17 protein-coding genes and 1 other RNA gene are annotated in these 20,494 nt (G+C 70.0%); 6 read left to right on the top strand and 12 right to left on the bottom strand.

Features of this window, described 5'->3' with window-relative positions:
* Nucleotides 1-8: 8 nt before the first annotated feature.
* The 5 genes from ABH927_RS21735 to ABH927_RS21715 all read right to left on the bottom strand — a co-directional run bounded on the left by ABH927_RS21735 (nt 9) and on the right by ABH927_RS21715 (nt 7,180).
* The gene (locus ABH927_RS21735; RefSeq protein WP_370024086.1) at nt 9-1,346 is read right to left on the bottom strand and encodes a glycosyltransferase family 4 protein; all 1,338 of its coding nucleotides are present in this window, start codon (nt 1,344-1,346) and stop codon (nt 9-11) included.
* Between the two features lie 201 nt (nt 1,347-1,547).
* Complete coding sequence (locus ABH927_RS21730; RefSeq protein WP_261581445.1) at nt 1,548-1,679, bottom strand: hypothetical protein; 132 nt, start codon at nt 1,677-1,679, stop codon at nt 1,548-1,550.
* A gap of 138 nt (nt 1,680-1,817) precedes the next feature.
* Nucleotides 1,818-3,650 (bottom strand): hypothetical protein, encoded by a 1,833-nt coding sequence (locus tag ABH927_RS21725; protein WP_370024085.1) that lies wholly within the window; start codon nt 3,648-3,650, stop codon nt 1,818-1,820.
* A gap of 89 nt (nt 3,651-3,739) precedes the next feature.
* Entirely contained in the window at nt 3,740-5,947 is a 2,208-nt protein-coding gene (locus ABH927_RS21720; protein ID WP_370024084.1) for an acyl-CoA dehydrogenase, read from the bottom strand.
* Between the two features lie 315 nt (nt 5,948-6,262).
* Entirely contained in the window at nt 6,263-7,180 is a 918-nt protein-coding gene (locus ABH927_RS21715; RefSeq protein ID WP_370024083.1) for a hypothetical protein, read from the bottom strand.
* Between the two features lie 149 nt (nt 7,181-7,329).
* Between ABH927_RS21715 and ABH927_RS21710 the strand changes: the two genes are divergently transcribed.
* The gene (locus ABH927_RS21710) at nt 7,330-8,409 is read left to right on the top strand and encodes a S1C family serine protease (protein WP_370024082.1); all 1,080 of its coding nucleotides are present in this window, start codon (nt 7,330-7,332) and stop codon (nt 8,407-8,409) included.
* Nucleotides 8,410-8,501: 92 nt separating this feature from the next.
* Nucleotides 8,502-9,527, top strand: coding sequence for an adenosine deaminase (locus ABH927_RS21705; RefSeq protein ID WP_370024081.1), 1,026 nt, complete (start codon nt 8,502-8,504; stop codon nt 9,525-9,527).
* A gap of 86 nt (nt 9,528-9,613) precedes the next feature.
* On the opposite strand, the gene ABH927_RS21700 is transcribed toward ABH927_RS21705, so the two are convergent.
* Nucleotides 9,614-10,204 (bottom strand): GntR family transcriptional regulator, encoded by a 591-nt coding sequence (locus ABH927_RS21700; RefSeq protein WP_370024080.1) that lies wholly within the window; start codon nt 10,202-10,204, stop codon nt 9,614-9,616.
* A gap of 344 nt (nt 10,205-10,548) precedes the next feature.
* On the opposite strand from ABH927_RS21700, the gene ABH927_RS21695 reads away from it, so the two are divergent.
* On the top strand, nt 10,549-12,126 hold the full coding sequence (locus ABH927_RS21695; RefSeq protein ID WP_370024079.1) for an alpha/beta fold hydrolase: 1,578 nt from the start codon (nt 10,549-10,551) through the stop codon (nt 12,124-12,126).
* A gap of 197 nt (nt 12,127-12,323) precedes the next feature.
* Nucleotides 12,324-12,869: a DUF1697 domain-containing protein gene (locus tag ABH927_RS21690; protein WP_370024078.1), complete on the top strand. Its 546-nt coding sequence runs from the start codon at nt 12,324-12,326 to the stop codon at nt 12,867-12,869.
* Nucleotides 12,870-13,093: 224 nt separating this feature from the next.
* Here ABH927_RS21690 and ssrA read toward each other — a convergent pair.
* The 5 genes from ssrA to ftsE all read right to left on the bottom strand — a co-directional run bounded on the left by ssrA (nt 13,094) and on the right by ftsE (nt 17,840).
* Nucleotides 13,094-13,479, bottom strand: a transfer-messenger RNA (tmRNA) gene (gene ssrA, locus ABH927_RS21685).
* A gap of 296 nt (nt 13,480-13,775) precedes the next feature.
* A complete protein-coding gene (locus ABH927_RS21680) occupies nt 13,776-15,662 on the bottom strand; it encodes a penicillin-binding transpeptidase domain-containing protein (RefSeq protein ID WP_370024077.1) in 1,887 nt (628 codons plus the stop codon).
* A gap of 3 nt (nt 15,663-15,665) precedes the next feature.
* Complete coding sequence (gene smpB, locus ABH927_RS21675) at nt 15,666-16,148, bottom strand: SsrA-binding protein SmpB (RefSeq protein WP_370024076.1); 483 nt, start codon at nt 16,146-16,148, stop codon at nt 15,666-15,668.
* A gap of 88 nt (nt 16,149-16,236) precedes the next feature.
* Nucleotides 16,237-17,136 carry a permease-like cell division protein FtsX gene (gene ftsX, locus ABH927_RS21670; RefSeq protein ID WP_370024075.1) on the bottom strand — a complete coding sequence of 300 codons (900 nt, stop codon included), beginning with the start codon at nt 17,134-17,136 and terminating at the stop codon, nt 16,237-16,239.
* A gap of 14 nt (nt 17,137-17,150) precedes the next feature.
* On the bottom strand, nt 17,151-17,840 hold the full coding sequence (ftsE, locus tag ABH927_RS21665; protein WP_370024074.1) for a cell division ATP-binding protein FtsE: 690 nt from the start codon (nt 17,838-17,840) through the stop codon (nt 17,151-17,153).
* A gap of 179 nt (nt 17,841-18,019) precedes the next feature.
* Between ftsE and ABH927_RS21660 the strand changes: the two genes are divergently transcribed.
* Nucleotides 18,020-18,208, top strand: a complete 189-nt coding sequence (locus tag ABH927_RS21660) for a hypothetical protein (protein ID WP_261581432.1) — start codon at nt 18,020-18,022, stop codon at nt 18,206-18,208.
* Nucleotides 18,209-18,213: 5 nt separating this feature from the next.
* On the opposite strand, the gene prfB is transcribed toward ABH927_RS21660, so the two are convergent.
* Nucleotides 18,214-19,323, bottom strand: coding sequence for a peptide chain release factor 2 (gene prfB, locus ABH927_RS21655; protein WP_370024073.1), 1,110 nt, complete (start codon nt 19,321-19,323; stop codon nt 18,214-18,216).
* A gap of 82 nt (nt 19,324-19,405) precedes the next feature.
* Between prfB and ABH927_RS21650 the strand changes: the two genes are divergently transcribed.
* On the top strand, nt 19,406-20,476 hold the full coding sequence (locus tag ABH927_RS21650) for a hypothetical protein (protein ID WP_370024072.1): 1,071 nt from the start codon (nt 19,406-19,408) through the stop codon (nt 20,474-20,476).
* The last annotated feature ends 18 nt before the right edge of the window (nt 20,477-20,494 follow it).

Below are 20,494 nucleotides of genomic sequence, written 5' to 3'. Positions count from 1 at the left end.
CTCAGGAGTCACGGGTTGAGTCGCACAGGTGTCGATTCACATGCAGTTGATTTGCACAGTTCCGTAGTGATTAGTCCGGTAATGCTAGCGCCGGTCTTGCCCCAGGTGAACTCGCGCGCCCACATGCGGCAGTCGGCGCCCATCCGGGCCCGGGTGCGCGGATCGCTCAGCTCCTTCAGCGCGAGGTCCACCACGTCGGCCAGCCGCTCCCCCTCCCTGACCAGCCATCCGGTGACGCCGTGCCGTACGGAGTCGCGGAGTCCGGCGACGTCGTAGGCGACCGTCGGCACGCCGAGCGCGGCCGCCTCGATGACGGTCAGCCCCCAGCCCTCGAACTCGGACGCGGTGACGTTGAGCCGGGCACCGCTCAGCACCGCGTTCTTCTCGGCCTCGGGGAGGAAGCCGTGCAGGTGCACCCGGCCGGCTCTGCCGGGCTCGCTCGCGCGGGCGGCCAGCGGGCCCAGCTCGGGACCGCGGCCGACGATGTGGACGTGCAGGTCCGGCCAGCTCTCCGCGAGGTCGGCGGCCAGGTCGGCCACCCGCTCGACGCGCTTGTGCCCAACCAGCCGGCCCAGGTAGACCACGGCCGGGTCGCCCGGCACGGCGTCCCTGGCGACCGGCCGGACCATCGGGCTGCCGTTCGGCACGACCTCGATCGGGGCCGGCCACCGCAGCCGCTCGCGCAGCTCGATCCGGGACGACTCCGACACCGTGACCGTGGTGCACCGCCGGTAGACGAGCCGGGACACCGGCCCCTCGATGAAGCACCCGATCCTCGCGAGCCAGCGGGGGAAGAACGCGTAGAACTGCCGGTCATGGACGTGGTGGACCAGGGAGATGACCCGGGTGCGGCGCGAGACCACGACCGGCGCGAAGAACGGGATGCCGTTCATGCAGTCGATCACCACGTCGAACCGCCCGCGCCGCAGCAGCAGCCACAGCGGGACGAGCAAGTAGACGAGATAGCGGTTGCCCATCCTGCGCAGCTCGATGCCGTCGCGGAGCTCGGCACGCGGCTGCCCGGGCTCCCGGCTCGTCACGAAATGGACGTGCGCGCCCTGGCCGATGAGGTACGACGAGACCTGCCAGGCGTACTCCTCCGCGCCTCCGGCGACCGACTGGCACGGCTCGCGGAAGTTCAGCACGGCCACGCGCACGTCACGGAGAGCGGGCGTGAACGCCGTCTCGGGCGCCGCCGGCCCTTCGGCGAGGCGCGGCCTGTCGCGCTCGCCGTCGCCTTGGGGGAAGCCGTCGCCTTGGGGGAAGCCGTCGCCTTGGGGGAAGCCGTCGCTGTTCGTGAAAGAGGTGCGCCCCGACAGGTTTGCCTTCGCACTCTGTGCGACCACGGCCACTCCTTTGGCTGGCGCGTCACGGCGGCGGATCACGGCGCCGCGGCGGACACCGGCGCGGGCGAATCCGGGCACGGACGCATGAAGGCATGGCGAAGCCACACCCCGTACTCACGAGCTGGTTATGCCGTCCCGCCTGAGCCCGTCAGGGACCCGGTACGGCTCGCGCCTTACGAAATGGAGATCAGGACCGGCGGGTCACCTGTCGCCGTAGTTGTAGAGCGGCTTGTTAGGCGGCTCCGGGGTGGGCGAAGCCACGTTGACGACGGCCACCGAGGCGACGCCGGCAAGCACGGCCCCGACCGCCAGAGCAGCGAGCACCTTCAACACAGTGCTTCTCCCCTCATGTTCCGAACGCGCAGTGTGCCGAGACTAGAACGTGATCCAGCTCATACACCATAGCGTTGGTCAAACCGTGATAAAAAAAGTTACCCTCCGGTATGGTGCGGTATCAACCCCTGGACCAGGTCAGATCCTCAGGAGCAGCAGGCCCTCACCCCGCCATACAAGGGTGGCTCCACGCAGCCTGAACAGAAACTGGTTCTCGTTAGAACCTTCCAGGAGGACGTACCGCACGCCCTCCCGAGCCAGGTCCCCCGTCAAGGACCTCGCCCCCTCAGGCCCAGTCCCACCGGCCTCGGCTCCGCCCGTGCCGGGGGCGCCGCCGATCAGGGCCGCGATCCGGCGGGTGAGCGGATCCTCGGCCGCGACGCGGATCCGTCCCCCACCGGGAACGCCGACCACGAGCGTGTCGTCCCAGATTACCCGCCGCGCGAACAGCTTCGTCGCCGGGTCGAGGACCACCCTGCCGCCGTTCCACGGGAAGGCGCGGTAAGCACTCCACGGCAACGAGACCAGCGCGCCGGGATGCGGGTCCTCGTTGACGATGGCCTGCACCCGGCGCCACTCGTCCGGATAGTCCGCGGATCCCAGCCTTCCGAAGGTGCCAAGCGCGAAGGTCGGCAGGACCAGCACCGGCACGGCTGTCGCGGCCAGCACCGGTACGGCTGTCGCGGGCGGCCCCAGACGGCCGAGCGCGGACACCACGACGGCGAAGCCGACCGCCTCGGCCAGGGCGAGCGGAGCCAGGTACAGCTGGCCGTCCCGGAACGGCCCGAAGCCCGGCCACCAGCCGATCAGTGCCTGCGGAACGCCGGGGACGAAGGCCCCCGCACACGCGATGAGCAGCCCCGCTCCCGCCGCGACCGCCAGCCCCCGCGCATAACCGCCGCCCCCTTCGCTTCCGCCCCCGGATCCACGTTCTTGTACGGTCATCTGAGCAATCACGGGCGGCGGAAAGCGATTTCCCTGGCCAGATGACCGTGCAAGAGGCCCGCTGGACCCGCCCGCGTGTCCGCCTGCCACTCGCCGTACGCGCGTGCCGTGGACGAGCAGCACGAAACCGGCGAGCGCGAGGGCGGCGAGTGTGAGCCGCACGGACGCGAGTGGCCACGAATCCTGGCCGGGCACGCCCGCGTGGGAGTTCCAGATGCCGCCGAGTGACAGCAGGCTGCCGAGCGTCCCGAACGGCCCGTCCGCCCGGGGCGCGAACGCCGCCACCCCCGCCGGGTCGGTCACGGCGCTCGTGTGGAGGGCGGGCACGAGCCACGGCAGGCTGAGCACCACGATGACGGCGGCGCTCGTCAGGACGGCCCGCCCTCGGAACACCACCCATGAGCGACGGACCGGCACCCGCCATCCGTCCACCGGCCCTTCACCCGTGCGGAGCGCGGCCACCGGGAGCACGGTGAGCGCGGAGACGAGCATGGCCTGGAAGCCGCCGACCGCGGCCGGGAGCAGCGCCGGCGCGAGCCGCCAGGCCCCGCCACGCGAGGCCGCCCGTACGGCCCATGGCAGGCCGGCGAAGCCGAGCAGCAGCGCCCACTGCCCGAGAAGTAGGCGTTGGGCCAGGTAGGCGTTCCAGGCGTAGAACGCGGCGGCGGCGAGCCGGGGGGCCGCCCTTCCCGAAGGCGCCAGCGCGGCCGCTCCCGACGCGGCCAGCACGAAGATGCCCAGCAGGATGAGCTTCTGCACCACCTCCGCCGGAAGTGCGGCCGACAGCAGCGCCACCACCTGGTCGCTCGGCACGGCCCGGGGGAAACCGGCCACATCGAGCCGCAACGGCGGATCGGGCACGAACACCATGTCGTACCGGAGCGTGAACCCCGGCCCGAGGGCCGGCCCCAGCGCCAGCACGCCCAGTCCCAATCCGAGCGCCCCCGGCGCCAGCCTGGTGAACCAGGCAGGCGCATGCCGTACAAGCCGGAAACGGGGCCGCATGCCGTACAGGCTAGGCGTCATGACGGCGCGCTCCTGACGATCACGCGGACCCACGCGGGCCCTTCACGTGCGCACGCAACGGGCCCGCGTGATCGAGAAGGCCGCTTGGGCTACTTGCCCGGTTCGGGGTCGCGGGGAAGGCCGAGCATGCGCTCGCCGATGATGTTGAGCTGGACCTCGGTCGTGCCGCCGTAAATCGTCATCGCGCGGGTGGCGAGGACGGCGCGGTTCCAGTAGCCGGCGTCGCCGAGCTTCCAGTCGGCCGCGGTGACGGCCGCCGGGCCGACCAGATTGACCGCCGCCTCGGACACGTGCTGCGCGTGCGACGTGGACAGCAGCTTGCGCACCGACGCGTCGGCGCCCGGCTCGGCGCCGGCGAGCTGCTTCAACGTCACCCGCAACGACAGCGCGTTGATGGAGTGGCCCTCGCAGACCACGCTGGCGAGCTCCAGCCGCTCGGCCGCCGTCAGTTCACGACCGAGCCTCCCGGCCAGGCCGAGGAGGTCGGGCACCGAGGACCCCGTACCGCCCGAGCCGGACGACAGCGACACCCGCTCGTTGGACAGCGTGTTGCGGGCGACCTTCCAGCCCTGGTCGACCTCGCCCACCACGAGGTCGTCCGGCACGAACACGTCGTCGAGGAAGACCTCGTTGAACAGGTTCTCGCCGGTCATCTCGGTCAGCGGCCGCACGGTGACGCCCGGCGCCTTCATGTCCACGAGGAAGTACGTGATGCCGTCGTGCTTGGGCTTGGAGCTGTCCGAGCGGGCGATGCAGATGCCCCACTCGGCGACGTGGGCGACGGAGGTCCAGATCTTCTGGCCGTTGAGCTTCCAGCCGCCCTCGACCTTCTCGGCCTTCATCTGCAGCGAGGCCAGGTCGGAGCCCGCGCCGGGCTCGGAGAAGAGCTGGCACCACACCATCTCGCCGCTCAGCGTGGGCAGCAGGAACCGCTCCTGCTGCTCCGGCGTGCCGTACGAGACGATGGACGGCACCACCCAGGCACCGATGATCATCTGAGGCAGCTTGATCTTGGCGGCCCTGATCTCCTGGTGGATCAGCACCTGCTCCAGGGGCGTGGCGTCGCGGCCCCACGGCTTGGGCAGGTGCGGCATGACGAAGCCGGCCTTGGCCAGCGCCTCCTTCTGCGGCTTGCCTTCGAGCGCGGCGATCTCGGCCAGCTCCGCGCGGATGGCGGCCCGAAGGGGCTCGGACTCCTCCGGCAGGTCGATCTCCATCTCACGGGTGACGCCGGTCAGCGCCAGCGAGGCGACGGTCTCGGCCCACTCCGCCGACGACCCGAGCAGCGCCCGGAGCGTCAGCGCCCGCCGGTAGTAGAGATGCGCGTCGTGCTCGAAGGTGTAGCCGATCCCGCCGAAGGTCTGGATCGCGTCCTTCGCGCACTGCACGGCCGCGTCCGGAGCCATGACGCCGGCGATCGCGGCCGCGTAGGCGCGCTCCTGCCCCGAGGCGCGGGTGGCGTCCCAGACCGTGGCCCTGGCCTGCTCCAGCGCGACGAGCATCCGTGAGATCTTGTGCTTGATGCCCTGGAACTGGCCGATCGGACGGCCGAACTGCACCCGGACCTTCGCGTAGTCGGCGGCGGCCGTGACGCACCACGCCGCGACGCCGGCGGCGTCGGCGCCCAGGATGATCGCCGCGAGGTCGCGGATGCCGGGTCCCGCCAGCCCGTCGAGGACCCTTTCCGCCGGTACGGCCACCGCCTCCACCTCGACCTTGGCCACGCCGCGGGTCAGGTCCAGCGGGCTGATGGGGGTGATCGTCGCCTGGGCGGCGTCGATGGCCACCCACTCCTCGCCGAGGTCGGTCGTTACCGGGAGGACGAGCACGTCGGCGAGGGCCGCGCCCAGAACGGGCTCGGCGACGCCGCTGATCGTCAGCACGCCTCCCTCGCGGGCCCCCGAGACCGCGCCAGTAAGCGCGACGGCTCCGGTCAGCGATCCGTCGGCGAGGCCGGGCAGCAGCTCGGCGTGCGCCTTTCCGCTGGAGGCCAGGATGGCGGCGCTCGCGAAGACGGTCGGCACGAACGGGCCGGGCGCCACGCGCTCGGACAGGGCCTCGATCGCGACGGCCGTCTCCAGCAGGCCGCATCCCGAGCCGCCGTGCTCCTCGGGGATGTGCAGTCCGAGCAGGCCCTGGCCGGCGAGCCCGGCCCAGAACGCCGGGCGCTCCTCGGTCCCCGGCTCTCCGGGACGGCCGACGGCGCGCCGCACCGCGTCAACGGAGATGTTGCGCTCGGCCCACCTGGTCACCGACTCGCGGAGCGCCTCGTGCTCCTCGCTCAGCCCGATCGCCATGTGCTCCTCCACCGCTAGAAACCTGGTAGAACCATATTCTAGAAGGACGTTCTCGCACTACCCAGCCCCCCCGCGTGATCATGCACAGCTTCCCTGGACTGCCACCATCCTGCGCCTTCATCGCAGATGATCATGCACGGGTTCCCGGAGACCGCACCCTAGCTGCGCGAATGCCGTTCGTGATCATGCACCCGCAACACGCCTGCATGATCACGAACGTACGTCCGCAGCTCACCATAGGTGCGGATGAAGGAGTGCATGATCACGTACGGCCGCCGCGCAGGTCGGAGGGACACCCCGGGAACTTGTGCATGATCACGCGGAAATCGGGCGGGCGGTCCAGAACAGCATGTTCAGATCGTGGAGAAGCTCCTTGCGGTCGTCCGGCACGGTGGCGAACAGCATCGCGGGCCTCGTCCTCCCCGTGCCGACGACCGCCACGATGGCCTGGGACGAGTGCTTGACCCCACCCGAGACATAGCTGACCTTGTAGCCGAGCAGCCAGCCCATGCCCCGCCGTACCGGCTGGGACGCCGTCCAGGTGAGCTTGCCGCCGGGCGGCTGATGGCGGAGCGTCCACCTGGCCGCCTTGGCGGCCAGCTTGCGATAGTCGCGGTAGGTGCTGAGGGTGCCCGGCGCGGCCCCCGGGAGCGGACCCGAGCCGATCAGCGCCTGCGGCAGCCGCGCCGGACCGGCCCGCTGGGCGAGGGCGAACGGCGCCGGATCGGCCGTCTTCCACGGCTTGCCGAACTTGGGATAGCTGATCCCGGCCTTCTTGTCGAGGACGTACGACACCACGGACGTGCCCTGACCGGGATAGACCGGCAGGTACTTGTACGAGGCCGGGACCTTGGGCAGCGCCACGGGCGCCGGGGTCGGCGAGACGCTCGGAGTGGGGCTCGCCGGTCCGGTCGCCCCGGCCTGTGCCTGGTGGACCGGCGCGACGTGCCCCGGCTTGTCTCCCGAGAAGACCAGGAAGACCAGGGCCACCGCGATGATCGCCCCGACGGCCGCGACGACCGTGTAGAACAGGCGGAGCGGAAGGTCCCCGGCGCGGCGGCCGGCCCCTCGCGCGGGAGCGGGCGCCGCTCCGGGCGGCGGCGTGACCGGCGGCGACGTCCGGAGATCTTCGGGACGCACCCGTGGCATGGGCGTCGTCGGCGCGTCGTAGGAACGGATGAAAGGCTGCCGTGGCCGGTCGTGCCCGGCCGGGTTTCCACCGCCCTCCGTCATGTCCGCAGATTACGTCAGAAACGACGATGGTCGAGGTCGCTCCCAGTCACGCTTCGGCGGCGCTTTGCCGCTCCGCGTCCCGACGCCCCGCCGACCGGCCGAGGTCACGGTGCTTGGATCCCCGCCCTCACCTGGGTAGACAGGGGAGTATGGGATTCTCACGGGCTGTCACCCGCATGGCGGCCGCGCTCGCTCTCGTCGCAGTCACGTCGTGCGGCGGCATGGCCGGGAGCCTCAGAGGCGGCACCCCGGCGGCGCGGACGGCGACGGCCTCCCCCTCCGTCTCGGGAGCCCCTGAGGCGGTCGCGCTCGAGTCGTCGTTCGAACGGGTCATCAAGAGGGTGCTGCCGGCCATCGTCCAGATCACGACGACCACGGGCCTGGGCTCCGGCGTCGTCTACGACACCGCTGGCCACATCGTGACAAATGCCCATGTGGTGGGTAAGGCGCGGGAATTCCAGGTCACCCTCGCGACCGGCGGCAAGCCGCGGAGGGCCACGCTCGTCAACGCCTTCCCGGCCGGCGACCTGGCGATGATCAAGGTCGACGACCCCAGCGGGCTGACCCCCGCGACGTTCGGGCGATCCGCCCAGCTCCAGGTCGGGCAGATCGTACTCGCCATGGGCAACCCGCTCGGCTTCTCGGGAAGCGTGACGCAGGGCATCGTGTCCGCCCTCGGCCGCACGGTCTCCGGGCAGGGGCCCACCGGCACGCCGGGAGCCACCATCACCAACGCCATCCAGACCTCTGCCCCGATCAACCCGGGCAACAGCGGCGGCGCGCTCGTGGACCTTTCCGGCAAGGTCATCGGCATCCCGACCCTCGCAGCCGTCGATCCCGAGCTGGGCGCGGCCCCCGGCATCGGCTTCGCCATCCCGAGCGACACGGCCACCGACGTCGCGGGTCAGATCATCAAGTTCGGCAGGGTGGTCAACAGCCGCCGGGCGGCGCTGGGCGTCCGCGTCGGCACGGCCGTGGACGCGGACGGCAACCCGATCGGCGCCGTGGTCGGCGCGGTGACGCCGGGAAGCGGCGCGCAGCAGGCGGGCATCAAGCCCGGCGACGTGATCGTCAGCGTCGGAGGCGTCCCGACCCCCACCGCGAACGCGCTCTCCCAGGTGCTGGCGACGCTGAGGCCGGGCGACAAGACGCAGGTCCGGGTCCTGCACCCGGACGCCCAGACCTCCACCGTCACGGTGACCCTCAACGAGCTGCCACCGACGGAATAGCCGGGCCCCTGCCGGGGCGAACCTGACAAAGTGCTGTGAGAAACGGCCATTTCAGTTGGAACCGGGCGGCAGGTCCTTGTTACGGTCGTCGCGTGATCGACCCTGACCTCACGGAATTCATCGCCGGACTGCCCAAGGCGGAGCTGCACGTCCACCACGTCGGCGCGGCGTCTCCCCAGATCGTGGCCGAGCTGGCCGCCCGCCACGAGGGCAGCACGCCGGTGCCCGCCGACCCGTCCCAACTGGCCTCCTTCTTCGTCTTCCGCGACTTCGCCCATTTCATCGAGGTCTACGTGGCCGTGATGGACCTGATCAGGGACCCGGAGGACCTCTGGGCCCTGATTCACGGGGTCGGCCGCGACCTGGCCGGCCAGCGGGTCCGGTACGCCGAGCTGACCATCACGCCCTATCTCCACCTGGAGAAGGGATTCGCGCCCGCCCAGTTCTGCGAGGTGATCGAGGACGCCCGCCGCCGGGTCGAGGCCGACTTCGGCACGACGCTGCGCTGGTGCTTCGACATCCCCGGCGAGTTCGGCGTCGCGGCCGCCGAGCCGACCCTGTCGCTGGCCCTCGACCAGCGGCCGGACGGACTGGTCAGCTTCGGCCTCGGTGGGCCGGAGGCCGGCGTGCCGAGGGCGCAGTTCGCCCCCCACTTCGCCGCCGCCCGGGCCGCCGGGCTGCATTCCGTACCGCACGCCGGAGAGACCACGGGCGCGGAGACGGTGTGGGAGGCCATCCGCGAGCTGGGGGCCGAGCGCATCGGCCACGGCGTCCACAGCGTGGAGGACCCCGCCCTGCTCGAACACCTCGCCGAGCACGGCATCACGCTGGAGGTCTGCCCCACCTCCAACATCCGTACGGGCGCCATCCCGAGCCTGGCCGCCCATCCCCTGCCCGAGCTGGTCAAGGCCGGGGTCCCCGTCACGATCAACTCGGACGACCCGCCGATGTTCGGGACGACCCTCAACCAGGAGTACGCGGTGGCCGCCGAGCTTCTCGGCCTCGACCGGGACGGTGTCGCCGACCTCGCGAGGTCGGCCGTTCGGGCCTCCTTCATGAGCGTCGAGGGCAAGTCCGCCCTGCTCGCCGAGATCGACGCCTACGTCACCCAGCCCTAAGTCGTGTCTGACAAATCATGCCCTGCTGCGTGCGGCCCAGATGGCGCCTCGCCGCGTTGTCGTCGTCGGCCGGAGGCTCCGCCAGGCTAGAACTCGTCGGAGCCCGTCACCTGGGCGATGGGGAAGATGTGGCGGGAGGCGGCGCAGATGGTCTCCAGCGTGTGGATCGGCGTGTCATCGGTGGCGTAGCCGACGCGCAGGATCTGGACGACCCACTCGCCGGGGCCGAGCTGCAATGTGGCGGCCTCGGCCTCGGTTGGCGGCCGGGCGATCAGGTGCTCCTCGGCACGGCCGAAGCGGTGCCCCAGTGCCTCGATCCCCGCCTGCAGGCTCGGCTTCACGAAGTCCGGCGCGCAGAGCGGGGTGCCGCCGAAGAGATCGAGCCGGAAGTAGCTCGTCGCGATCCGGACGGGAACGTCGTCGGCCAGCATTACCTTGCGCCGCGCCAGGACCTCCACGCCCGGTGGCACCTGGAGAGCCTGGGCGACGTGATCGGAGGCCGGCTCCGGGCCGACGTACAGCATGCGGCGGCCGACCCGGAGGCCCTGGCGCCCGGCCTCGGTCATGAACAGCGACGCCGAGCCCCGTACGGCCGGCTCAGTCGGTAGGCCGCGCCGTACGACCACCCGAGGGCCCCGCCACTCCCCACCGGACTCCCCCGCGCTCCGATCCCCCACAGCGATCCGCGTCCTTCCCGAGCCCCGAGCACATCACTCCAGCGACTCTAGCCAGTGGCCGGCCGAGGGCTCTGAATGGCGTCTCCCTGAGCCTGAGGCCTACTCCTTGCGAATGACAGTAGGCGGAAGTTTCGTCCTTTCTCCGGATGGGCGGCACCCTGTCCGTGATCAGACAATCAAGGCGGCTCGCGGCGCCGAGCCCTGCACGCTGTCCCACCTGTACCGGACAGGAGCCGTCGCACCCGCCGCACGCAGGTCGGCCCGGGCACCATCGCCGGAGGCAATCCGCCGTACATCGCCGCGCACGGGTGCTCGGCCCGGGGGACCCGACGATTGGAGATCGTGTGCGAAGAACCTCCCTGCTCGCGTGCGCCCTGGCGATGATCGCCTCCCTGCTCTCCCTCACACCCGCGAACGCCACCAGCAGCAAGACGACCACGAGCAAGACGACCACCACCACTGCCGGGGCGGCCATCGCCTGGGCCGCGTGTCCCGAGGACCCGGCCGTCGAATGCGGCACGCTGGCGGTGCCCATCGACTGGGCCCGTCCCGGCGGCCCCACCGTCGACCTGGCTCTGGCCCGGCGCAAGGCCACGGACCCGGCGGCCCGGATCGGCTCCCTGCTCATCAACCCCGGCGGTCCCGGCGGATCCGGCGTGCTCTTCGCCTTCCTCGGCAACCACTACTTCAGCGAGGAGATCACCCGCCGGTTCGACCTCGTCGGTTTCGACCCGCGCGGCGTGGCACGCAGCCATCCGGTCGTGTGCTCGATCGACGTGCTCAGCCAGGCGCCCAATCCGATCATGAAGAGCCAGTCGGAGTTCGACGGGTGGCTGACCTACGACCAGCGGCTGCGCGACGACTGCCGATCCCGCACCGGCCCGCTGTACGACCACGTGGACACGCTGAGCGTCGTGCGTGACCTCGACGCCATCCGCGCCGCCCTCGGCGAGGACAAACTGTCCTACTACGGCATCTCGTACGGCACGCTGATCGGGCAGCAGTACGCCGAGCAGTTCCCCCGCAGAGTCCGCGCCCTGGCCCTCGACAGCAACATGGATCACAGCCTGGGGACCACGGCGTTCCTCGCCACCGAGGCCGCCACCGTGCAGGACTCATTCGACGAGTTCGTGGCGTGGTGCGACCGCGACGAGAGCTGCGCGCTGCACGGGAAGGACGTGCGGAAGGTGTGGGCGGGCCTGCTCGCCCGGGCCGAACGTGGCGAGCTGCCGTCTCCGGACGACCCGAGCGTTCCGCTGACCGCCTTGGATCTCATCGGCACCGCCTTCCGCAAGTTCTACGAACCGTCCTGGGCGGACCTGGCGAACCTGCTGAACGCTCTGGACACCGGCGCCCCGGTGCCGGCGGAGCTGTCCGCCATGACAACGCGGCGGAACGCGGCGACGGAGGACGTGGCCGAGTTCCCGTCGCAGGTCTTCTGCGAGGACTATCGGCTGCCGATCCGCGACTACCGCGAGTACGCCGCCCACCTGCGCCTGGCGGCGAGGGTCGCACCGGACATGCGCTTCAGTCCGCTGGCTTTCGGGCTGACCCCCTTCTGCCTCGGCCAGACGCGGATTCCCAACCCGCAGCACGCCCTGCGGGTCCACGGCAGTGCGCCGCTGCTGCTCGGCAACTCGGTTCACGACCCGGCCACCGCGTACAGCTGGGCGGTGGACGCGGCCCGGCAGATCGGCCGTGAAGGTGTGCTGCTCACCTACGAGGGCTGGGGTCACGGGATCTACGGCCACGGCGAATGCACCCGGGGCGCCATCGACCGCTATCTGGTGTCGCTGACCTTGCCCGCGCGCGGCACGCGCTGCCCGGCCGTACCTCTCGCCGACGTCAGCGCTCAGCGGGAAGCATGGCCGCGACCCTCGGGCCCGCTTCCGGACCTGCCCGGCTGGCTGCGCCTGCCCTAATCGCCACGGGGCGTCCAACCAATGCATGAGACACGCCCTGCTCCTCCGGGAGCAGGGCGTTTCCGTGCGGCGGACCCGAAGGTCCCCACGGTGGCGCAAGCGTTGTGGCGGCAGACGGATACCTGACACCGGTCGGCAGGTAAGGGCGGTAGCGTCGCTGACGGATCCCTCACGAAGGAGGCAGCCGGATGCGATGTGTGGCGCTGTTGCGGGGTATCAATGTCAATCCCGGCACCCAGGTCGCTATGGCCGATCTTCGCGCGCTCCTGGAAGAGCTCGGGCACACCGCCGTGCGGACACATCTGCGGAGCGGGAACGCTGTGTTCACCTCGGACGAGGAGCCGCCCGAGCGGATCGCCGCGGCCATCGAGCGGCGAATCGCCGACAAGCTGGGCTTGGCGGTTGCCGTCATCGTTGTGACGGCCGAGGAGCTGCGCGCGGTGGTCGAGGAGAACCCGTTGAAGGTGCGGGATCCGGCCAAGTTCGCGGTGGTGTTCCTGGCCAAGGCGCCCGACAGGGAGATGCTGGAGGGCATCGATCCGGCCACCTACGCGCCCGAGGAGATGCGTATCGGAAGGCGGGAGATCTACATGCACTTCCCCGACGGCCTCCGGCGCCCGAAGCTGCCACCTCTGCTGGAGAAGCGGTCGAACGTGCCGGCCACGACGCGCAACTGGAACACGGTAACGAGGCTGCTGGCTCTGGCAGAGAGCAGTCAGGCCTCACCCCCCGATCAAGTGTGATCACGACCCGGGAACCCTCAGGTCCCCGAGCTTTCCGGGAAGCCCTGCATGATCACGGCGACGGTTAGCTGACCGGCACTAGATCTAGTAGTCACGTCGCTGCCAGCGGTCCACGGGGGCCGGAACACGCGAAAGCGGCGGCGCCTCTTCGGGCACCGCCGCTGCGAACACCTCTGCGCCACTCGAGCACCGCTCTAGCAGAGCCGTACTCGAGTGAGCGCTTCGGGTGGAGGTGGCGGGAATCGAACCCGCGTCCTTCAACACCATGTCAGGGCTTCTCCGGGCGCAGCCTGTTGCGATTTTCTCAGCCCCGGCGATCTCACAGGCGAGTCGCCGACGGGCTCAGTCACTGTTTGGTTTCCCGCTCGACCCCGTGACCGGGTCGGTCGGTTGAGCCTCCTAGCGATGTCAGATCCGGGCCGGAGGCGGTCCCGGGCTGACAGAGGTTACTCGCTGCTTAGGCGGCGAGAGCCAGGTTGCCCTGGCTGACCTCAGTGCGCGTGTTATTGGCACTTATTGGTTTGCGGTCACAGTGTTAACGAGGTTATGTCCGCAGTCCTCGGCCCGCTTCCCCTGGCATGCAATGCCGAAGTCGAAACCGGTCACCCCCTGTTGAGTTGTCAACCCCGCTCCGAGGAGCCGGGTAGCGCAACCATATATCTCAGAACACCGGCGGCGCGAACCGAATTCCTGCCCGCGGGACGGCGAAGCCCCCGGGAACGCGGCATGACGCACGCGCCCCGGGGGCCGACCGGCAGGGTCGAGCCGGTCCGGACGGCAGGGCTCCCCCCGAGATGGAGCCCTGGTCTCATCACGGTGACTGAACCCGCAACCCCCCAAGCGGTGCTCAGTCACTTAGAAAGACGCCGCCGAGGCCCCCGATGGTTGCTCGGCTCAGCGGAAATTTCAGGCCTGTGCGCCGGCGTTCCGGAAGTACGCCCCGGCGATCTCGGCGGCGCTCGCCGCGTCGGCGCTCTCGGCCAGCACGGCCACCGCCACGTCGCCCTGCCAGCCCACGAACCACGACAGGCTCTTGCGCTGCTTCTTGTCGACCTGGGTCACCTCGGCGGCCACGCCGTACACCGGGCTTCCGGAGACCTCGGCGGCGCGAGCCGAACCGGACACCACTCCCGCGCGCATCAGCGCGCGCAGCTTGGTGATCGTAGGGGCGTCGAGCGTCACCGGGTGCGGCGGGATGGGCGGCGCGACGTCGGCGGAGGGGTCCGGCGACGCCGGCGAGGTGACGAGCACGGGCGGCCGCCATGTGCCGGACTCGACGGCGGCGGCGACGAGGGCCATGGAGAGGGGGCTGACCCGGACGCTCTGTCCGGCGATCATCTTCGCGACGGCGGCGTCGCCGTCCCCCGGGGGGAGGGATCCGCTGAACGTCTTGAGCGGAAGCCCCCAGTCGCCGCCGATGCCGAACTGGGCCGCGCTGTCCAGGAGCGCCTGCCGGTTCGTCCGCCTGGCGAGCGAGGCGAGGGCGGTCACGCAGCCCTGCGCGAAGTCGGCCTCGAAGCTCGGCGTCACGCTTCCGAGGACCCCCGGCTGCTGGAACCGGGCGCCGCCCACCGTGCGGTCGGCGCTGCAGGGGATCTTCTGGGCCGGGTCCAGACCGCCCTGGAGCAGGGCGTCGGCCGCGAGGATCGAGAAGGTCGTGCCCGCAGCGTACCTGCCGGCGAGGGCGTCCTTCTCCTGGTGGAGCTCGTTGGTGGAGACCGCGAGCACCTCGCCGGTGGCGGCCTTGACGGCGACGAGCGCGGCGGGCCGGGAGCCCCCCACCGCGGCGTCGCCGGCGCTCTGGGCGCGTGAGTCGATGGTGGTGCGGACGGCGGTGTTCGTCCGGCCCGGCCAGGCCTTGAGCTCCTTGACCTGCTGCCCCGTCGCGGCGTCGAGGATGACGACGCGGGTCTCCGTCGAGCCGGTGAGCTGGTCCTGGTAGGCCTTCTGCAGGCCGTCCCTGCCGACCGTGTCTCCGGCCCGCTGCGGCCCGCCGAGCTGCTGCTCCACCTCGGGAGTGATCGCCGTGACGCGCCCCACGATCTGGGCGGGAGACTTCGGCGCGACCGGCGGGTTGTCGGTCTGGATGCCGAGCCCCTTGATGACGGCCAGCTTGTCCTTCAGAGCGGCGTACTTCGTCCGGCCGAACGTCGCCAGCGGGACGAAGGTCTGCGGCGGCGAGGAGAGGATCCGGCTCAGCAGGCGGTCCTGGGCGAAGCCGGTGACCTTCGAGAGCTCGTCGCAGAGCCGGCCCGGGTCCTTGATCTTCGCCGGGACGACGCCGGCCACGTAGAGGACCGTCTCGTCCTGGAGCGGGTTGCCGTCGCGGTCGAGGACGGGCTGGCGCCCAACGGGGACGGTCGCCACCGCGAAACGCTGCCCGGGATGAAGGTCGGGATGGATCACGCCCGGCGACCACTGGACCTTCCACCGGCCGTCGACGATGTGCAGCGGCAGCGCGCCGTCGTACTCCCACAGCGGGTTGTTCTCGCCGAGGTCGACCTGGGCGTGATACTCCGCCCGCGCGGTCTCGTCGTCGCGCTGGATGCCCTTCAGCGAGAACCGGATCGACGCCGCGTCGAGTTGCAGCCCGACGGACTCCAGCGCCTTCCGCACGGTCGCCGGGTCGCCGTCGGCCCGTTTGGCGGCGTTCGAGTAGTCGCCCGTCTGCCAGCCGACCAGGAAGTCGCGGACGGCCTCGTGCGGCGACGGCTCCTCGAAGCAGCCCGTCAGCATCGGTGCCACCAGGGCCACCGCCAGCGCGGCCCGTACGGCTCTCGCGTGGACGGACACGGCCTAGCGGCCCCCCCGGCGGCGGACCGCGGTGGACATGGCACGCGCCATCTCGCGGTTGGCCTGCTTCTCCATCAGCGTCTGCCGCTTGTCGTAGTCCTTCTTGCCTCGGCCGACGCCGACCTCGATCTTGGCCTTGCCGTCCTTGAAGTAGATCGACAGCGGGATCAGCGTCAGGCCGCGCTCCTTGAGCGTGGCCTCGATCTTGCCGATCTCCTTACGGTGGAGCAGCAGCTTGCGCGTGCGCCGCGCGGCGTGGTTGGTCCAGGTGCCCTGGCTGTACTCCGGGATGTACACGTTGATCAGCCAGGCCTCGCCGTCCAGCACGGTGGCGTAGCCGTCGGTGAGATTGGCCTTCCCCGCGCGGAGGGACTTGACCTCCGTACCGGTCAGCACGAGCCCGGCCTCGTAGGTGTCCTCGATGAAGAAGTCGTGCCGGGCACGCTTGTTCTGGGCGATCAGCTTGCGCCCGGTCTCACGTGGCATACAGGGAGCCTACCGTTGGCGCGAGGACTGGCGTGGCGACGGAAAACGACGCACGATCGCGCGTGGAGCAGATGCGGCCATCGACCGGTCACACACGCAGGTAGCGGCGGAGCGTGATGAACGACGCGAGGACACAGATCACCACGCCCACGGCCATCGTGAACGTGATCACGCCCGCGACGGTGTTCCATCCCAGGGGGACGGCCATGTACGTCTGGATGCCCTCGAAGAGGAGGATCTTGGTGACGATCAGCAGGACGGCCGCGAACACGCCGCCGATCAGGCCGGCGATCACACCCTCCATCACGAAGGGCAGCTGGATGTAGATGTTCGAGGCCCCGACCAGCCGCATGATGCCGGTCTCCCGGCGCCGGTTGTAGGCGGACAGCCGGACCGTGTTGCCGATCAGCAGAGTGGCCGCGAACACCATCAGGATCGCGACGCCGAGGGCCATGTTCCGCAGCTTGCCCAGGAAGCCGAAGTACGAGTCCAGGATGTCGCGCTGGTTAACGATGTTGGAGACCCCGGCCTTGCCCTTCAGCTGGTCCGCGACGGCGGCGGCGTTGTCCGGGTCCCTGAGCTTCACCCGGAACGACTCGGGCATCTCGTCGGGCGAGATCACCGACAGCAGGATGCTGTTGCCCTGCTGAGACTTGAAGTTGTTGTACGCCTGGTTCTGGTCCTCGAAGTCGACCCGCTCGACCTGGGGCATGGCCTGGATCGTCTGCTTGAGCGCGCCCTTCTGCTCGTCGTTGAGCGGGGGCTTGTTCTTGCAGGGCGCGAAGACGTCGTCCTTCTTGCACAGGAACACCGACAGCTCGACCTTGTCGGTCCAGTAGCCCGTCATGGACGAGACCTGAGAGTTGATCATCAGCCCGATGCCGAGCAGCGCCATGCCGACGGCCACGGTCACGATGACGGCGATGGTCATCGTGAGGTTACGCCGGAGGCCGATCCAGACCTCGGAGAAGATGAAGTTGGCCCGCATGGTCCCAGATACTCCTAATACGCCTGGCCGTACACGCCGCGCGACTGGTCGCGGACGATCTTGCCGTCCTCCAGCTCCACAACGCGCTTGCGCATGGAGTCGACGATTGCGGCGTCGTGCGTTGCCATGAGGACGGTGGTGCCGGTCCTGTTGATGCGGTCGAGCACCTTCATGATGCCGATGCTCGTCGCGGGGTCGATGTTTCCGGTGGGCTCGTCGGCCAGGAGGATCATCGGCCGGTTGACGAAGGCGCGCGCCATGGCGACGCGCTGCTGCTCGCCTCCGGACAGCTCGTCGGGCATGCGATGCGCCTTGCCCTCCAGGCCGACCAGCTCGATCACCTCGGGAACGACCTTGCGGATGAACCTGCGCGGCTTTCCGATGACCTCGAGCGCGAACGCAACGTTCTCGTAGACGTTCTTGTTCGGAAGCAGCCGGAAGTCCTGGAAGACGCAGCCGATGCGGCGGCGCAGGTGGGGCACCTTGAAGTTGGACAGCCGCGCGAGGTCCTTGCCGGCGACATGGATGGCGCCGGAGTTGGGCCGCTCCTCCTTCAGGACGAGCCGGAGGAAGGTGGACTTCCCCGAGCCCGAAGGACCGACCAGGAAGACGAACTCGCCCTTGTCGACATCCACGCTCACGTGGTCGAGGGCAGGCCGGTTTTGGTTCGTGTAGACCTTGGTGACATTATCGAAATGGATCACGGGCGCATCACGGCAAGCCAGTCTAGGGGTTGGGACATCCAGCTCGGGGGGCGACGGTCACTTTGCAGTGGATCGACGTTCCGGTTGGCCGTAGCTCAGTCTAGGGGTAACACTGGCATGGAACGTCCATAACGGAAACAAAACGATTAGGCCTTGAGTAGTGAGACGGTAAAGGTGCTATGAGCTGCGAACATCTGATCTGCGCGGCGTGCGCGGGCCCCGTGGTGGAGGGCCGCTGCCCCGTCTGCCGGGAGGGCCGCGCCAAGGTTCACCACCACGGATTCATGGGCCTGTCGCCCCTGGTCATCACCCTCGCCGTACTGCTCGTGGTCGCCCTGGTGGCCCTCAAGCACGCCGGCGGTTACTAGGGCGACTACCGGGTCTCCTGGCGGCGCATCCAGCGGATCTCGCCCTCGATGAACTCGTCGATGTCGCCGTCGAGCACCGCGGTCGGGTTGCCCGCCTCGACGCCGGAGCGCAGGTCCTTGACGATCTGGTAGGGGTGCAGCACGTAGTTGCGGATCTGCGTGCCCCACGATGTCGTCGACTCGCCGCGCAGTTCGTTCATCGCGGCGGCCTCCTCCTGCCGCTTGCGCTCCAGCAGCTTGGCCGACAGGACGGTCATCGCGGAGGCCCGGTTCTGGAGCTGGGACCGCTCGTTCTGGCAGGAGACCACGATGCCGGTCGGGATGTGCGTGATCCGCACGGCCGAGTCGGTGGTGTTCACGCCCTGGCCGCCCGGGCCCGACGACCGGTAGACGTCGATGCGCAGGTCGTCCTCGTTGATGTCGATGTGGTCGGTCTGCTCGACGACCGGCACCACGTCCACGCCCGCGAACGAGGTCTGGCGGCGGCCCTGGTTGTCGAACGGGCTGATCCGGACCAGCCGGTGGGTGCCGTGCTCACCTCTCAGCGTGCCGTACGCGTAGGGCGCCTTGATCGTGAAGGTGGCCGACTTGATGCCGGCCTCTTCCGCGTAGGAGGTGTCGTAGACCTCGGACGGATAGCCCTTGCGCTCGGCCCACCGCAGGTACATGCGGAGCAGCATCTGCGCCCAGTCGGCCGCGTCGACGCCGCCGGCCTGGGAGTTGATCGTGATGAGCGCCTCGCGGGAGTCGTACTCCCCCGACAGCAGCGTGCGGACCTCCAGCGCGCCGATGTCGGCCTTGAGGGAGGTGAGCTCCTTGCCGGCCTCGGCGAGCGCGTCCTCATCCCCCTCCTCGGCCGCCAGCTCGAACAGGATCGGCAGGTCGTCCAGACGGCTGGCCAGCGCCTCGACCCGGTTGAGCTCGCCCTGCAGGTGGGAGAGCTTGCTCGTCACCTTCTGGGCCTGCTCCGGGTCGTTCCACAGGTCGGGCGCGGCAGCCTGCTCTCCCAAGTCCGCGATCTGCTTGCGCAGGGCGTCGAGGTCGAGCACGTCCTGAATGCTCTTCAGCGTGCCGGTAAGCTCGTTGATCTCTTCGGCTGGATCGATGACTGCCACGTCTGTAAAGGGTACGCGAACAGCGGACCCTGTTAGGTATCGCACCTCGGCTAGCATGTGGACCTGTGTAGGAGGAGGGGCGTTGATCGGGGTCGTCCGGAGTGCGCTCGCCTTCGCGCTCCTCGCCAGTACGGCTGTCGCCTGCTCCGGCGCCGCGCCGTCGCAGCCCGCGAAGCCGCGCACGACGCCGACCCCCGCGGCGGCCGTCTCCAGCGCTCCCGCCCCCAGCCCGAGCCCCACATCGACCGCGGCCAACGCCGTGACGCTCGCGGAGGCGGGCCGGGCTCTCGACACCTTCCTCGCCACAGACGACGTGGTGCGGGCGGCCGGAGCCGACAAGTGGGCGCTCGCCCTCACCCGCGACGGCCAGCGCCCGATGACCATCGCCCGGCTGCGCTCCTCGCGCGGGGGCGTGCTCCCCCGCTACACCTGGGGCCACCGGACACTCCTGGTGCCACGTCAGGTCCCCGGGAAGGCCGCCCAGTGGTTCGCCGCGACCGTCGAGCGGCGGAGCGCCTCGGGCGAGATCCGCACCGCCATGCTCGCCTTCCTCCGGCCGGACGGGAAGTCTCCGTGGCAGATCAGCTTCGAGTCCCTGCTCTACCCTGGGGAGAAACCGCCGGCGGCCGCGATCGACTCCGCGGGCTACGCGACCGCCCTGGAGTCCCGTGACCAGACGGTCGCCGTCAGCCCCAATCTGATGGGCCCGCTGCACGCGACGACCGCCGAAGAGGGAACGCAGGGCTTCGCCTCCGGCCTGATCGCCCCCGGACCGCAGACCACCGGCTACTTCGCCGACATCACCGCGGCCAAGGTCAAGGCCCAGCGCGACGACGGCATGGAATACGAGTCGATCTTCGCGGCCGCGGCCGACAACCCGGTCTTCGCCCTGCGCACCGAAGACGGCGGCGCGCTCGTCTACTACACGCTGATCCGCACATCCACGTGGACGCCGATCTTGATGTACGCCAAGTGCCGCCCGGTCGTGATCCCGCCTCAGGCCAGGTGGCTCCTGAAGGTCTCGAAGATCTGCAACGAACGGCGGATCCAGGAGACCCAGCAGTACGTGGGCGCGGTGCCGCCCAAGACGTCCACCGCGCCCGCGCAGGTGATCGGCTACGCCGGCTTCACGACCAAGGCCACCACCCGCTGACTCCGCTCGGCTCCTGCA

Source organism: Planotetraspora sp. GP83 (assembly GCF_041262585.1).
GTDB lineage: Bacteria > Actinomycetota > Actinomycetes > Streptosporangiales > Streptosporangiaceae > JAOEGB01.
The sequence above is the reverse complement of the archived record's forward strand: the minus strand, read 5'-3'. Positions and strand labels throughout refer to the sequence as shown.

Bases quoted from the DNA above. Each gene is read 5' to 3' on its own strand.
- ABH927_RS21725 (WP_370024085.1), bottom strand. From the start codon at position 3,650: ATGACGCCTAGCCTGTACGGCATGCGGCCCCGTTTCCGGCTTGTACGG.
- ABH927_RS21720 (WP_370024084.1), bottom strand. From the start codon at position 5,947: ATGGCGATCGGGCTGAGCGAGGAGCACGAGGCGCTCCGCGAGTCGGTG.
- ABH927_RS21715 (WP_370024083.1), bottom strand. From the start codon at position 7,180: ATGACGGAGGGCGGTGGAAACCCGGCCGGGCACGACCGGCCACGGCAG.
- ABH927_RS21710 (WP_370024082.1), top strand. From the start codon at position 7,330: ATGGGATTCTCACGGGCTGTCACCCGCATGGCGGCCGCGCTCGCTCTC.
- smpB (WP_370024076.1), bottom strand. From the start codon at position 16,148: ATGCCACGTGAGACCGGGCGCAAGCTGATCGCCCAGAACAAGCGTGCC.
- ftsX (WP_370024075.1), bottom strand. From the start codon at position 17,136: ATGCGGGCCAACTTCATCTTCTCCGAGGTCTGGATCGGCCTCCGGCGT.
- ABH927_RS21660 (WP_261581432.1), top strand. From the start codon at position 18,020: ATGAGCTGCGAACATCTGATCTGCGCGGCGTGCGCGGGCCCCGTGGTG.